General features: G+C 70.5%; 13 protein-coding genes. 7 read left to right on the top strand and 6 right to left on the bottom strand.

What is annotated here, in order from left to right; all coding sequences use genetic code 11:
• Window positions 1–4 precede the first annotated feature (4 nt).
• The 6 genes from EAT51_RS03940 (at window position 5) to EAT51_RS03915 (ending at window position 7,153) form a co-directional block, all read left to right on the top strand.
• The gene (locus tag EAT51_RS03940; protein ID WP_130520438.1) at window positions 5–1,237 is read left to right on the top strand and encodes a c-type cytochrome; all 1,233 of its coding nucleotides are present in this window, start codon (window positions 5–7) and stop codon (window positions 1,235–1,237) included.
• A 294-nt stretch (window positions 1,238–1,531) separates the two neighbouring features.
• Window positions 1,532–2,710, top strand: a complete 1,179-nt coding sequence (locus EAT51_RS03935; protein WP_228257807.1) for a porin family protein — start codon at window positions 1,532–1,534, stop codon at window positions 2,708–2,710.
• A gap of 110 nt (window positions 2,711–2,820) precedes the next feature.
• A complete protein-coding gene (gene azu / locus EAT51_RS03930) occupies window positions 2,821–3,273 on the top strand; it encodes an azurin (RefSeq protein ID WP_130520436.1) in 453 nt (150 codons plus the stop codon).
• Window positions 3,274–3,396: 123 nt separating this feature from the next.
• A complete protein-coding gene (gene adhP, locus EAT51_RS03925; RefSeq protein WP_130520434.1) occupies window positions 3,397–4,425 on the top strand; it encodes an alcohol dehydrogenase AdhP in 1,029 nt (342 codons plus the stop codon).
• A gap of 185 nt (window positions 4,426–4,610) precedes the next feature.
• The gene (locus tag EAT51_RS03920; RefSeq protein WP_130561331.1) at window positions 4,611–6,749 is read left to right on the top strand and encodes a TonB-dependent receptor family protein; all 2,139 of its coding nucleotides are present in this window, start codon (window positions 4,611–4,613) and stop codon (window positions 6,747–6,749) included.
• Window positions 6,750–6,781: 32 nt separating this feature from the next.
• Entirely contained in the window at window positions 6,782–7,153 is a 372-nt protein-coding gene (locus EAT51_RS03915; RefSeq protein WP_130520430.1) for a DUF779 domain-containing protein, read from the top strand.
• 483 nt (window positions 7,154–7,636) lie between these two features.
• On the opposite strand, the gene EAT51_RS03905 is transcribed toward EAT51_RS03915, so the two are convergent.
• Window positions 7,637–7,840 (bottom strand): hypothetical protein, encoded by a 204-nt coding sequence (locus EAT51_RS03905; protein WP_130520428.1) that lies wholly within the window; start codon window positions 7,838–7,840, stop codon window positions 7,637–7,639.
• A gap of 13 nt (window positions 7,841–7,853) precedes the next feature.
• Window positions 7,854–8,156 carry a YciI-like protein gene (locus EAT51_RS03900; protein ID WP_130520427.1) on the bottom strand — a complete coding sequence of 101 codons (303 nt, stop codon included), beginning with the start codon at window positions 8,154–8,156 and terminating at the stop codon, window positions 7,854–7,856.
• Window positions 8,157–8,399: 243 nt separating this feature from the next.
• Here EAT51_RS03900 and EAT51_RS03895 point away from each other — a divergent pair, with 243 nt between their 5' ends.
• A complete protein-coding gene (locus EAT51_RS03895; protein WP_130561330.1) occupies window positions 8,400–9,602 on the top strand; it encodes an amino acid aminotransferase in 1,203 nt (400 codons plus the stop codon).
• A gap of 510 nt (window positions 9,603–10,112) precedes the next feature.
• Here EAT51_RS03895 and dld read toward each other — a convergent pair.
• The 4 genes from dld to EAT51_RS03875 form a co-directional block, all read right to left on the bottom strand.
• Window positions 10,113–11,804 (bottom strand): D-lactate dehydrogenase, encoded by a 1,692-nt coding sequence (dld, locus tag EAT51_RS03890; protein ID WP_130520422.1) that lies wholly within the window; start codon window positions 11,802–11,804, stop codon window positions 10,113–10,115.
• On the bottom strand, window positions 11,801–12,964 hold the full coding sequence (gene lldD / locus EAT51_RS03885) for an FMN-dependent L-lactate dehydrogenase LldD (protein ID WP_130520420.1): 1,164 nt from the start codon (window positions 12,962–12,964) through the stop codon (window positions 11,801–11,803). Before lldD ends, dld begins: the two co-directional genes overlap by 4 nt.
• Window positions 12,961–13,776: a transcriptional regulator LldR gene (lldR, locus tag EAT51_RS03880; protein ID WP_130520418.1), complete on the bottom strand. Its 816-nt coding sequence runs from the start codon at window positions 13,774–13,776 to the stop codon at window positions 12,961–12,963. The genes lldD and lldR overlap by 4 nt, the downstream gene beginning before the upstream one ends.
• Window positions 13,777–13,958: 182 nt before the next feature.
• Window positions 13,959–14,534 carry a methyltransferase family protein gene (locus tag EAT51_RS03875; protein WP_130520416.1) on the bottom strand — a complete coding sequence of 192 codons (576 nt, stop codon included), beginning with the start codon at window positions 14,532–14,534 and terminating at the stop codon, window positions 13,959–13,961.
• Between the last annotated feature and the right edge of the window lie 55 nt (window positions 14,535–14,589).

Below are 14,589 nucleotides of genomic sequence, written 5' to 3'. Positions count from 1 at the left end.
GGCCATGAAACACACCCCGCACCCCACCCTCCTCCGTTCCGTCCTGTCGCTGGCGCTGTGCGCCGGCGGCATCGGCGCCGCCCAGGCCGCCGTCTCGGTCTGCGTGGACAGCTCCAGCCCGACCGCGGCGATGGACAAGGCCATCGCCGCGGCCGTGGCCAAGCAGCAGAAGACCACCTTGTCGGTGCACGAATTCGACGGCACCGGCGATGACGACGAAGGCTTCGACCTGAAGGAGTTCAACAAGCTGGCGAGTAAGGACTGCCAGCTGGTGCTCGGCTTCCCGGTCGATGCCAGCGCCTCGGGCGTGCCCGAGGGCCTCAAGGCCACCGCCGCCTACGGGCGCACCGGCTTCGTGCTGGTCACCCCGCACGGCAGCCAGGCCCGCTCGCTGGCCATGCTGCCGGCGGGCAGCCCGGTCGCGGTGACCTACCAGACCACGCCGAACCTGTACTTCGCCGATTACCCGAAGCTGCAGGCCGACGTGCACCTGACCAACGACGACGCCATCGAGGCGCTGGAGCAGCACAAGGTCGGCGCGGCCATGCTGTGGCGTCCGGCGGTGGTCGGCTGGCTGAGCGCGCACAAGGACGCCGCGCCGTTCGACTACGCCGAGCTGGACGAGCCGCACGCGCGCTGGAACCTGGTGGCCCTGTACGACCCGGCCAACGCCGCGGCCGCGCAGGCCTTCGAGGCCAGCGTCGCCACGCTCGGCGCCGACGGCACGCTGGGCAGGCTGCTGGATCCCTACGCCGTGCTGGCCACGCCGCAAGGCAGCGGCAAGGCGCAGGCCAACGCGACCACGCAGGCGATGTTCAGGCGCGGCGCGCAGCTGGCCTGGAACGGCGCCGGCGCAGGCCCCGCGGCGGCCGCCACGGCCGCGGCCGGCGATGCGCCCAAGCTGTTCACCGCCGCGCAGGCCGACAAGGGCAAGCAGGAGTACGCCGACAACTGCGCGCTGTGCCACGGCGACACGCTGGCCGGCCGCGCCGGCCCGGCACTGAAGGGCAAGCACTTCGCCAACCCGGCGGCGGGCTTCCACGTGGGCGACATCTTCACCATCGTCTCGCAGAACATGCCCGCCACCCAGCCGGCCAGCCTGGACCACGACACCTACGCCAACATCATGGCCTTCCTCCTGCAGGAGAACGGCTACCCGGCCGGCGACAAGCCGCTGACCTTCGACGAGGCCAAGGCTTCCAAGGAGCCGCTGGTCTACCGCGGCAACGAGCCGTAAGCGCAACGCCGCCGCGACGGCCATCCCGTCGCGGCGCTCGCCTCACCGCCCCGTCGACGGCGCTCCCCGCGCAGCGTCGATCCTCGGCCCTGCGCCGGGCGAGCCGGGCAACGTCCGATCCCGACGGACGCACGCCACGCAGCACCCAGGCAGCCCGCACGACGCCACCGGCGACGTGCGCCAGCCGCCGCTTTGCCTGACGCCCGCTCGCCCTGCGGCCGTGCGCCAGGTCCAACCGACGCCGGCCGCGGTATCGACCGGCCCAACGACGTGCATCCCGGGGAGGGAACTGACATGAGCAAGCAAGCACACGCCCGCCAACACCGCCATCGCCACCTGCCGCTGCGCCTGCTGTCGGCCGGCCTGCTGGTGGCCGCGCTGCCGGCCGCCCAAGCGGTGGAGATGACCGCCGGCGACTGGAAGATCGATGTGGGCGGTTACATCAACGCGTACTACACCTCGGTCAGCTGCGGCAGCCAGACCGTCGGCGGCCTGGCCCTGGCCGGCCGCGCGCTGGGCTGCGGCGGCGAATCCAGCCGCACCACGATCGGCAACGGCTTGCTGCCCAACGCGCTGGTGACCAAGTTCTCCACCGAGCAGGAGGGCTACCAGCTCGGCGGCACGATCGGGATCATGGCCCACACCGCCACCGACAGCGCCATCGACGCCAACAGCGGCGTGGACGTGCGCCAGGCCTTCTTCACCATCGGCAACGACCGGATCGGCAGCTTCAAGCTGGGCCGCGACTACGGCGTGTTCGGCTCCAACGCGATCCTGAGCGACATGACGCTGATGGGCGTGGGCGCGCCGGTGCAGGCGACCCAGCGCGGCCGCGTCTCGCTGGGCCATATCGGCGCCGGCTACACCTACCTGGGCAACTACGGCCAGATCGCCTGGACCTCGCCGGCGGCCGGCGGCTTCAGCGCCACCGTCGCGGTGGTGAGCCCGGTCGGCAACAACGGCGCCTACGAGGCCAAGTCGGTGCCGCAGGTGCAGGCGCAGCTGCTGTGGAAGAACGACAACTTCAGGGCCTGGGTCGGCGCCAAGACCCAGCGCTTCTACAACCGCCTCGACGAGGACGATCAGTTCACCATGCGCGGCTTCGAGGCCGGCGCCGCGGTGACGGCCGGGCGCTTCGGCGGGCTGGTCAACGTCCAGACCGGCACCGGCCTGGGCATCCTGGCCGATGGCGACCAGCAGGACACCAAGTCCACCAACTGGCTGGCGCAGGGCACCTTCGGCCTGACCGACAAGGTCAAGCTGGGCGCCAACTACGGCATCAGCCGCAACCGCGACCAGACGCCCGGCACCGGCGGGCTGAAGTCCAACGCCAATGCGACGCTGGGCGTGTACTGGCAGCTCACCAAGGCGGTGACGCTGGCCCTGGAGGGCGGGCGCACCCGTTCGGAAGCCTTCGACGGCACCACCGTGGACATGAACGGCGGTTCGGTCGGCGGCATCATCTTCTTCTAGCGTTCCACCCCACGCCGTGCGCATCCGCGGGGGGTGCGTGCGGCGTGGGTCCTACCGAGCGCAAGCCGCTCCATCCCCGCTTCCCCCGCACGACACGAGGACCCAACCCGATGCGCAAGCTGATCCCCACCCTGCTGTTGCTGTGCTTGGGCCTGATGGCCCCCGCCGCGTTCGCCAAGACCTGCAACGTCGCCATCAGCGGGGACGATGCGATGAAGTTCGACAAGACCGAGATCCGGATCGACGCGGCCTGCACCCAGGTGAGCGTGACCCTGACCCATACCGGCAAGCTGGCCGCCAATGTGATGGGCCACGACTGGGTGCTGGCCAAGACGGCCGACATGGCCGGCATCGATGCCGATGGCATGAAGGCCGGCATGGCCGCCGGGTTCCTCAAGGCCGGCGACGAGCGCGTGATCGCCCACACCAAGGTGATCGGCGGCGGTCAGCGCGACATGGTGACCTTCTCCACGTCCAAGCTGACCAAGGGCGGCGACTACAGCTTCTTCTGCTCCTTCCCGGGCCACTCCACGCTGATGAAGGGCAAGTTCGTCTTCGGCTGAGCCGCGTTGCATGCACCCAGGGTCGGGAATTGTCCGGTCGGCGAATTGACCGGGATCAAGGCGGGGGCCGATGCGTCGGCCTAGCCTGCGGCTGGAGACACCCCCACAGGAGCTGTGAATCCCATGAACAAGACGATGAAAGCCGCCGTGGTCCGCGCCTTCGGCCAGCCGCTGACGATCGAGGAGGTGGCCGTGCCGCGGCCCAGGGCCGGCGATCTGCTGGTCAAGATCGAAGCCTGCGGCGTATGCCACACCGACCTGCACGCGGCCGAGGGCGACTGGCCGGTCAAGCCCAACCCGCCCTTCATCCCCGGCCACGAGGGCGTCGGCCATGTCGTGGCCGTCGGCGAAGGCGTCACCCACGTCAAGGAAGGCGACCGCGTCGGCATCCCGTGGCTGTACTCGGCCTGCGGCCACTGCGAGCACTGCCTGGGCGGCTGGGAGACGCTGTGCGAGGCGCAGCAGAACACCGGCTACTCGGTCAACGGCGGCTTCGCCGAGTACGCGCTGGCCAACGCCGGCTATGTCGGCCATCTGCCGAAGAACGTCGGCTTCGTCGAGGTCGCGCCGATCCTGTGCGCCGGCGTCACCGTGTACAAGGGGCTGAAGGTCACCGACACCCGGCCCGGCAACTGGGTGGTGATCTCCGGCATCGGCGGCCTGGGTCACATGGCGGTGCAGTACGCCAAGGCGATGGGGCTGAACGTGGCCGCGGTGGACGTGGACGACGCCAAGCTGGCGCTGGCCACGCGCCTGGGCGCGACGGTGACGGTCAACGCGCGCAGCACCGATCCGGTGGCCTTTCTCAAGAAAGAGATCGGCGGCGCGCACGGCGCGCTGGTCACCGCGGTCTCGCCCAAGGCCTTCGAGCAGGCCATCGGCATGGTCCGCCGCGGCGGCACGGTCTCGCTCAACGGCCTGCCGCCGGGCCAGTTCCCGCTGGACATCTTCGGCATGGTGCTCAACGGGGTGACCGTGCGCGGCTCCATCGTCGGCACGCGCCTGGACCTGCAGGAGTCGCTGGAGTTCGCCCAGGCCGGCAAGGTCGCCGCGACGGTGACCACCGACACGCTGGACAACATCAACGCGGTGTTCGCCAGGATGCACGCCGGCCAGATCGAAGGCCGCGTAGTGCTGGACATGGCGGCATAACAGGCCATGCTTGCGCACCGCGCGCGCCTGCCGGGATCCGCGTCGCGCACGTGGATCTTCACCCTTGCGGTGGACCGGCGTGTTCTCCTTGTCGCGTGCGCCCGGCCTGCCGACGCACGCGCCACCCGCGCAGCCCGAGGCTGCGCGGTGCGCCTTCTTTCCTTCCCCATGATGCCTTGACGTTGATGACCCGTTTTCGCCCGACTTCGCTGCACGCGGCCTGCCTGGCCGCGCTGTCCGCCTCCGCCCCTGCCCTGGCCGACGAGCCCGCCGCGCCGACCGATGCGCTCACCCTGGATCGCATCGTGGTGACCACGCGCCTGGAGCGCGTCCCGGCCTTCCGCGTGCCCGCGTCGGTGTCGAGCATCGACCTGGGCGAAGGCGGCCACAACGACGTCAACCTGTCCGACGAGCTGCAGGGCGTGCCCGGCATCCTGGCGCGCGACCGGCAGAACTACGCCCAGGACACGCAGCTGTCGGTGCGCGGCTTCGGCGCGCGCACCACCTTCGGCGTGCGCGGCATCCGCCTGTATGCCGACGGTATCCCGGCGGCGATGCCCGACGGCCAGGGCCAGGTCTCGCACTTCAACCTGCTCGGCGGCGGCCGCGTGGACGTGCTGCGCGGGCCGTTCTCGGCGCTGTACGGCAATTCCTCCGGCGGGGTGATCCAGCTGTGGAGCGCCGCGCCGACCCAGGCGCCCGAGCTCACGGTGCAGACCACCTACGGCCGCGACGACAGCTGGACCGCCGGCGCCCGCGTGCGTGGCACCGCCGGCGCGGTGGGCTACAACGTGGCGGTGCAGCGCTTCATGACCGACGGCTATCGCCAGCACAGCGCGGCCGACCGCGATTCGGGCAATGCCAAGTTCACCTTCGACTTGGGGAGCGCCGGCACGCTGGACCTGGTCGGCAACGCCTTCCGCAGCGATGCGCAGGATCCGCTGGGCCTGACCAAGGCGCAGGTCGACGCCGACCGCACCCAGGCCACGCCGCAGGCCGATCAGTACAACACCCGCAAGTCGGTGCAGCAGAACCAGCTGGGCGCGCTCTACACCCTGCCGCTGAGCGCGCAGCAGACCGTGCGCGTGTCCGCCTGGGGCGGCAACCGCAAAGTGGTGCAGTACCAGTCCATTCCCGCCGCGACCCAGGCCAATCCGCTGCAGGCCGGCGGCGTGATCGACCTGGACAGCGACTACGGCGGCGCCGACGGGCGCTGGTCGTGGCAGGGCGAGGCGGCCGGGCGGCCGCTCGAGTTCACCGCCGGCACCAATTTCGAGAAGCAGCGCCAGCAGCGGCGCGGCTACGAGAACTTCGTCGGCAGCACGCTGGGCGTGCGCGGCCGGCTGCGCCGCAACGAGCGCGATGTGGTCGAGAACTTCGACCAGTACGCGCAGGCCTACTGGGAATTCGTGCCGCGCCTGTCGCTGCTGGCCGGCCTGCGCCATAGCCAGGTGCGCTTCTCCTCGCGCGACTTCTACATCACCGCCGGCAACCCGGACGACAGCGGCCGGCGCACCTATTCGGAGACCACGCCGGTGGCCGGCCTGAGCTTCGCCGCGCGCGAGGATCTGAGCCTGTACGTGTCGGCCGGGCGCGGCTTCGAGACGCCGACCTTCAACGAGATCGGCTACCGCGCCGATGGCGGCGCGGGGCTGGCCTTCGACTTGCAGCCCTCGATCAGCCGCGATGTCGAGCTGGGCGCCAAGTGGCATGCCCAGTCCGGCGCGCATGCCGAGCTGGCGCTGTTCCGCGCCAACACCGACGACGAGCTGGCCGTGGCGCGCAACGTCGGCGGCCGCAGCAGCTATCGCAACGTCGGCAGCGCGCGCCGCCAGGGCGTGGAGCTGAGCGCCGGCCTGCCGCTAGCGCAGGACTGGTCGCTTGACCTGGCCTATACCTATCTGGACGCCACCTTCCGCGACAGCTTCCCGATCTGCACCGCCGCCGGCTGCAACAACCCCACCACCCTGGTGGCCGCCGGCACGCGCATCCCCGGCACCGCGCGCAACCAGCTCAACGCGACGTTGGGCTGGCGCCACGGCGACTGGAGCGCACAGCTGGACGGCGAAGGCGTGGGCGATGTCACCGTCAACGACGCCGGCACCGCGCGCGCGCCAGGGTACTTCCTGGTCGGGCTTGAGGCCGGTTACCGCTGTCGCTACGCCAGCGGCGCGCTGAAGGGCTTCGTGCGCGTGGACAATGCGCTGGACCAGCGCTACATCGGCTCGGTCATCGTCAACGAAGGCAATGGCCGCTACTACGAACCCGGCCCGGGCCGCGGCGTCATGGTCGGCGCACGCTGGACCTGGGGCGGCGACGGCTGATCGCCCCCCACCCAACCCATCAGGAGCCCGTCATGGACACCCGCCAGGTCATCGCCACCCTGCCCGCCCTGCAGCTGATCGAGCGGCTGCGGGGCCGCCACGGCCCGGTGCTGTTCCACCAGTCCGGCGGCTGCTGCGACGGCTCCTCGCCCATGTGCTACCCGGTCGGCGACTTCATCGTCGGCGACCGCGATGTGCGCCTGGGCGAGATCGGCGGGGCGGATTTCTATATCAGCCCCTCGCAGTTCGAATACTGGAAGCACACCCAGCTGATCATCGATGTGGTGCCCGGGCGCGGCGGCATGTTCTCGCTGGACAACGGCGAAGGGGTGCGCTTCCTGGTGCGCTCGCGGCTGTTCGCGGATGAGGAGTTCGAAGCGTTGCAGGCGGAGGGGAAGGTTTAGGTTCTGCCTTCGCCGCTTGCCCTGTTGGCGTCGCTCGGAGGCAAGTGCGCAAGAGCAAAGTCCCTGGATTCCCGCGTTCGCGGGAATGACGATCTGAATGGGCTGCTTCTGCTGTTGCTGTTGCTGTTGCTGTTGCTGTTGCTGTTGCTGTTGCTGTTGCTCGAGAGCTTCTGCTTTTGCTGTTGCTTTACCTGTCTGAGCCGTAAAGCACGCCGAGCACCGCAGCGAAGCAGGGCCGAAGAGGCGCCCTGTCTGAGCGAAGCGAGTTTGGGCGCCGTCCCCAAAAGGGGATAAATGCCCTGCTTTGCGAGGAGCGCAGGGGACCGACGCGCAGCGTCGGCGTGCGTCCCGGCGAGAAGCGGTTTTGCTTCCTTTTGACAAGACAAAAGGAAGTCGCGCCGCAGGCGCGAAAGCTTTGCACTTTGCGCGCCGCAGGCGCGCGCCTTACTCAAAGCGCCGACGCGGGTGCACCGAAGCACGCCATCAGAACCGCACGAAGTACGGCACGGCCATCAACCCCAATCCCATCACTACCGTCACCCAAGCGCTATCCACAAACCAAGTGAACACCCCCAACGCCAAGCCACACAACGCCGGCACCAGCGCCCGCTGCCGCACCCCATACACCAGATAGCCGCTTCCGATCGCGCCGAACAGCAACCCCCACACCAGATTCGCGGTGTCCATCGCGCGCGCGCCGCTAGCCGAGCGGCACACGATGCGCCGCGTCGGCGCCAACCACCGTGGTCCACGGCCTCACCGTCCAGCTGGCGACGATGCCCTCGACCACGTAGGGATCGCCTTCGGCGAAACGCCGCGCAGCACTGTCGTCCTCGCCCTGGAACAGCAGCAGCGCCGACTCGGGCGGATCGCCGACCGCACCGCCCAGCACCAGCTCGCCGCGCGCCACCGCCTGGCGCGCATAGGCCAGATGGGCGGCCCGATGCAGCGGGCGGCGCTGCAGGTAGTCCGGGGCGGTCTGGTAGAACAGCAGGAAGTGCATGGGCGGCTCCGGCGGGGCGGGCCCCCAGTGTGGTCCCCGGCCAGGCCGGCTTCAATCGCGTCGCACGGCTGAATGGTGTCGCCCGCAACCACCGCAGGATGGGACAAACCCGCGCCGTTGCGCGCTCTGCGCTTGCCCGCGCCTGCTACGATTGGCGCCCTTTCGCGCGCCGGGGGCCATCGCCGCCGGCACGCGGAACGCGCCGCGTCGCGCCCCCTTCCTCCCGCCATGTCGAGTCACGCCGTGTCTTCTTTTGCATCCGTTGAACAGGTCCCGGGCGATCCCATCCTGGGCCTGACCGAGGCCTACAACCACGATCCCCGCCCGGGCAAGGTCAATCTGGGCGTGGGCATCTACTACGACGAAACCGGCCGCATCCCGCTGCTCAAGGCCGTGGCCAAGGTCGAGGAAGCCCTGGCGCTGGAGGCCAAGCCGCGCGGCTACCTGCCGATCGACGGCCTGCCGGCCTACACCCAGGCCACCCGCGAGCTGCTGTTCGGCAAGGATTCGCCGCTGCTGGCCGCCGGCCGCGTGGCCACCACCCAAACCGTCGGCGGCAGCGGTGCGCTGCGCGTGGGCGCCGAGACCCTGCGCAAACTGCTGCCGCACGCCACCCTAGCGCTGAGCAAGCCCTCGTGGGAGAACCACCGCGCCGTGTTCGAGGCCGCCGGCTTCGAGGTCGGCGAGTACACCTATTTCGACGCGGCCACCCAAGGGGTGGACTTCGCCGGCATGCTGGCCGACCTGAAGGCGCTCAAGCCCAAGACCACCGTGCTGCTGCACGCGTGCTGCCACAACCCCACCGGCGCCGACCTCACCGTCGAGCAGTGGAAGCAGGTGGCGCAGGTGTTGAAGGACGGCGACCTGTTCCCCTTCATCGACCTGGCCTACCAGGGCTTCGACAAGGGCATCCGCGAGGACTCGGCCGCGCTGCAGGTGATCGTCGACGCCGGCATCAGCGATTTCATCGTCGCCAGCTCGTACTCCAAGTCGTTCTCGCTGTACGGCGAGCGCGTGGGCGCGCTGTCGATCGTGGCGGCCACCGCCGAGCAGGCCAAGGCCGTGCAGTCGCACGTCAAGCGCATCATCCGCACCATCTACTCCAGCCCGTCCACGCACGGCGCCGCCCTGGTGGCCGGTGTGCTGAACAACCCCGAGCTGCGCGCGGAGTGGGAAGACGAGCTGACCGCCATGCGCGAGCGCATCCACTCGCTGCGCGCGGGCCTGGTGCAGAAGCTGGCCGACGCCGGTGCCGGCGACTTCGGCTTCATCTCCAAGCAGGCCGGCATGTTCAGCTACTCGGGCCTGACCCGGGACCAGGTGGACCGCCTGCGCGAGGAACACGCCATCTACGCCATCGGCTCCGGCCGCATCTGCGTGGCCGCGCTCAACGCCGGCAACCTGGAGCGCGTCGCCCAGGCCATCGCCCAGGTGGTCAAGGGCTAGCCGTGCGTGGGTGAGGCGAGGGTGAGGAGTGAGCGGATGTCTTACTTATCACCTCTCACTCACCGTCATTCCCGCGACAGCGGGAATCCATGGACGTTAGCTGCCGCTTGAAAGGCACTGGATTCCCGCGTTCGCGGGAATGACGTCGTTGAACATCGCGCTTGGACGTCGGAAGCGAGCTCAGTCAGGAAGCGGGCGCCGAGTGGGAAGGTGCGCGCACGCGGGGCGCTTGCTCGCTCTTTTTTGCAATCTCAGCGCCACCTGCTCAGTACCGCCTCGGAGCTCACCATCGTCATTCCCGCGAAAGCGGGAATCCAGCGACTTTCGCGCCGAAGCGTCAACGTCCATGGATTCCCGCTTTCGCGGGAATGACGGCGTTGGGTGTCGCGCTTGGATGTCGGGAGCAAGAGCCGGGAGGCGCAAGGCCACGCAGATCCGCCCACACGCGGCTCCTGCTCACTCCTCACTCCTTTCCGCTCACTCCTCCCTTCATCCCCCCATCTCCGCCCCCTACACCCACCCGCGCCCTCGCGGCGTCTGGCCGATGCCGGGGTTGAAGCGGTTCGTCGGGTCGAGCTGGCGGTAAAAGGCGGCCAGCGCCGGCTTGGCGCGGTAGAGGTGGCCGACGTTGTGCTCGGCCGGGTATTCGGCGCCGCGCGCGTCCAGGCGCTTCCACATCGCATGCTCGATCGCCAGCGGGTCGCTGCCCTTGCGCGCGATGTAGTCCTGGTGGAACACGTGGCAGAAGAAGTGGCCGTAGTAGAGCTTGGCGATCAGCTGGTCGTCCAGGTCCGCGGGCAGGGTTTCGACCCAGTCGCGGTCGTCGCGGCGCAGGGCGATATCGAGCGCGACGATGTCCTCGACGCGGTCGCGGTGCACCTGGCGGTAGCGGATCGCCGCGCCGGCGATGGCGAAGCGGTGCAGGAAGGCCTTGCGCCCCTCCTCCGCATCGCACTGGAACCAGTCGCCCTCGCGCCCGGCGAAGTAGGCGCGCAGGAAGGCGGCGGTCGCCTGGGCGCTGTCCTGGGCCACGCGGATCAGCAGGTGGTGCTCGAAACGCGCGCGGAACTCGCTCATGCGCCGCGGCAGGTGAGGCGGCAGCAGGCCGGCCAGGCACTGCAGCGCGCGGTCGCTGACTCCGTGCAGCCCCAGCCGCTCGAAGAACGCATCGACGCGGCTCTTCAGCGCGAACGCCCTGGGCACGCGCGCGGTGCCGAGGCGGTCGATCAGCAGGAAGGCGTCCTTGCCGTAGCGCTCGCCGATGTCGTAGGCGTCGCGATGGATGTACTCGCCGGCCACCGGCAGCGACGGCAGCGCGGTCAGCAGATGGCGGCGCACGGCGGTGAGGTCGTCCGGCGCGTTGCTGCCGACGTAGAACACCACCGTGTCCTCCATCGGGAAGGTATCCAGGCGCACGGCGAACAGCGCCAGCTTGCCGGCCGAGCCCGAGGCCTCGTGCAGCCGCGTCGGGTCGGCGTTGAAGCGCGCCGGCGTGGCGGCATCGACCTGGCGCACATGCGCGGCATAGGTGTGGTCCGAGGCGGCCCTGGTCGGATCGTTGACGATATCGGCCGCGGTGTAGCGCCCGGCCTGCAGCCGCATGAGCATGTCCTCCGGGTCCTCGCCCAGCGCGATGCCTAAGTGGTTGACCAGGCGCAGCACGCCGTCGGCGCCCAGCTGCGCGTACAGGGCCAGCTCGGTATAGGCCGGGCCGCGCCGCACCAGCGCACCGCCGGAGTTGTTGCATACCCCGCCCAGCACCGAGGCACCGATGCAGGACGAGCCGATCACCGAATGCGGTTCGCGCCCCAGCGGCGCCAGCGCGCGCTCCAGCGCATCCAGCGTGGCCCCGGGCAGGCACACCACCTGGGCGCCGTCGTTGATCAGCTGCACCCCGGTCAGGCGCAGCGTGCTGAGCAGCAGGACCGGTCGCTCGTAGTCCTGGCCATCGGGCGTCGAGCCGCCGGTCAGGCCAGTATTGGCGGCCTGCAGGATCACGATCACATCGGCGGCCACGGCGGCCTGCAGCACGCGCCACTGCTCGACCAGCGTGCCCGGCTGGACCACCGCCAGCACCGGCCCTTCGCCGAAGCGCTGGCCCTTGCGGAAGCGGCGCGTGCGCTTGTCGTCGGTCAGCACGTGGCGGCGGCCGACGATGCCGCGCAGCGTGTCGAGCAGGGCCGCGTCGCCGCGCGCGCTCACGGCAGGCGGTCGGCCGGCAGCGCGTCGGCGGGCACCAGCATGTGCGGGCCCATGTCGGCGATGCTGCACGTGCTGGTGAGCGTCATGGCCACGCGCATCTCCTTCTCGATCAGGCCCAGCAGATGCTCCACGCCTGCGCCGCCGGCCGCGGCCAGCGCGTACAGCCAGGCCCGGCCCAGCAGCACCGCATCGGCGCCCAGGGCGAGCATGCGCACCACGTCCAGGCCGGTGCGGATGCCGGAGTCGGCCAGCAGCTTGATGTCGCCCTTGACCGCATCGGCGATGGCCGGCAGCGCGCGTGCGCTGGACAGCACGCCGTCGAGCTGGCGCCCGCCATGGTTGGACACCACGATGCCGTCGGCGCCGAAGCGCACCGCATCGCGCGCGTCGTCCGCATCGAGGATGCCCTTGATCAGCATCGGGCCCTTCCAGAACTCGCGGATCCACTCCAGGTCCTTCCACGAGATCGACGGATCGAAGTTGGCCGCCAGCCAGCCGATGTAGTCCTCCAGCCCGGTCGGCTTGCCGAGGTAGCGCGAGACATTGCCCAGGTCGTGCGGGCGGCCGTGCAGGCCCACGTCCCACGCCCAGCGCGGATGGGTCAGCGACTGCCAGTAGCGGCGCAGTGCCGCGTTCGGCCCGCTCATGCCCGAGTGCAGGTCGCGATAGCGCGCGCCGGGCACCGGCATGTCCACGGTGAACACCAGCGTCCTGACGCCGGCGGCCTGCGCGCGCTCCAGCGCGTGGCGCATGAAACCGCGGTCCTTGAGCACGTACAGCTGGAACCACATCGGCCGCATCAGCGTCGGCGCGACCTCCTCGATGGGACACACCGACACGGTGGACAGGGTGAAGGGGATGCCCTTGCGCGCGGCGGCCTGCGCGGCCTGGACCTCGCCGCGGCGGGCGAACATGCCGGTCAGGCCCACCGGCCCCAGCACCACCGGCATGGCCAGGGTCTCGCCGAACAGCGTGGTGGACAGGTCCAGCCGCGACATGTCCTTGAGCACGCGCTGGCGCAGCGCGATCTCGCCCAGGTCGGTCACGTTGCGCGCCAGCGTGCGCTCGGCGTAGGCGCCGCCGTCGGCGTAGTGGAACAGGAACGGCGGCAGCCGGCGCTGCGCGGCGGCGCGGTAATCGGTAGAGGAGGCGATGATCATGGCAGCGGGCGGTCCGGCGGGAGGCGCGAGGCGCGGGCGCGACGCGCCTCGTCCTCGTCGAGGGTCTTGAGCGAGCCGTGCACGAAGGCCAGGTGCTCGTGCGCGGCATGGCGCGCGCGGTCGGCATCGCCGGCCAGTACCGCGTCCTTAAGCGCGCGGTGCTGGGCCAGCAGCGGTGCGAAGGTCTGCGGCGAGGTATAGAGCTTCTCGCGGTTCTGCGAGATGTTGGACTGCAGCAGCCGGAACAGCGCGCGCATGACCTGCAGCAGTACCAGGTTGTGCGAGGCCTCGGCGATGGCCAGGTGGAAGTCCGCATCGGCCTGGGCCTGGCGGGCCGCGTCGCCCTGCTCGTGCGCGGCCAGCAGCGCCTCGAAGGCGGCGGCGATGCGCGCGCGGTCGGCCTCGGTCGCGCGCTGGGCCGCGTGCCAGGCGGTGGCGCCTTCCAGCGCGTGGCGGATCTCCAGCACGTCGAAGCGGTATTCCGGGTCGCCCTGGAACAGCGGCAGGTACGGCGCCAGCTGCGCATCCAGGGCCGCGTCCAGCGGCGCCGGCGCGCGCACATAGGTGCCGCCGCCGATCCGGCTGACCAGCAGGCCCTGGCTGGCCAGCTGGGCGATGCCCTCGCGCAGGGCCGAACGCGAGACCGCCAGTTCGAGGGCCAGGGCGCGTTCGGCCGGCAGGCGCTCGCCGGGCTTGAGCCCGCGGCGGTCGATCAGCGCGCGCAGCTGGGCCGCCACGCGGTCGGGGACGCGCTCGGCCGGGCGCGTGGCACCGGGCGTGGCATCGGCGGACACGGGGTGGGATCGGGGCATGGCAGGACTCGCGGCGGTGGCCGGGCGCCCTCGCCCGTCCCATCGGCCGGGGGCGCGCCGCACCTGCGTGCGATCGCCACTCAATTGGTCATACCAAATAACGCCCGGCCTGGCCTAAATTAGGCGCCCCCTACTCGCGCAATGTCAATCGCGACGATTATCGCCTCAAGAGGTCTGACCAATCACCACACGCCAGGCCACGCCTTCCACGTCCGGCGAGCGTGCGCGTCCCAGGCCGCGCCGAAGGCCTGGGCCAGCACCGCTTCCTCCACCCGCATGCGGCGGGCGAAGGCCGCCGTGGCCGCCAGCGCGATCACCGCCAGCGAGGCCCAGCTGCCCAGGCCCACGCCCAGGCCGTAGAAGCACGCCAGCGCGCCGGTGTAGGAAGGATGGCGCAACCAGCGATACGGCCCGGCGGTGATCAGCGCATGGCCGGGCTGGATGCCCACATCCACCGTGAACTGCCGCCCCAGCACCGCGATCGCCCACAGCCGGAACGCCAGCCCGCCGACCACCATCGCCGTGCCGGTCCACAGCAGCGGCAGGCGCCATCCCGGCGGCCAGCGGCCGATGCCCAGCACGCTCAGCACCACGCCGACGACGATCGCCGCGTACAGCACCGTCCACAGCATGCGCAGCGTGCCGCCGTCGCGCGCCGGATCGTCCTGACTGCGGCGCCGGTGGCTGATGAACACTTCCACCGCCCACCACGCGGCGCAGGCGATCCAGAACAGCAGTTGCGGCAGGTCGACGGTCATGGCGATGGCTTCCGGCTGGGCGCGTTGTCGCGCAGTGGGATCAGTGTGCGCCGGG

The sequence above is a fragment of the Pseudoxanthomonas winnipegensis genome, from assembly GCF_004283755.1.
GTDB lineage: Bacteria > Pseudomonadota > Gammaproteobacteria > Xanthomonadales > Xanthomonadaceae > Pseudoxanthomonas_A > Pseudoxanthomonas_A winnipegensis.
Note: the sequence above shows the minus strand (reverse complement) of the source record. Positions and strands in the feature narration are given on the sequence as shown.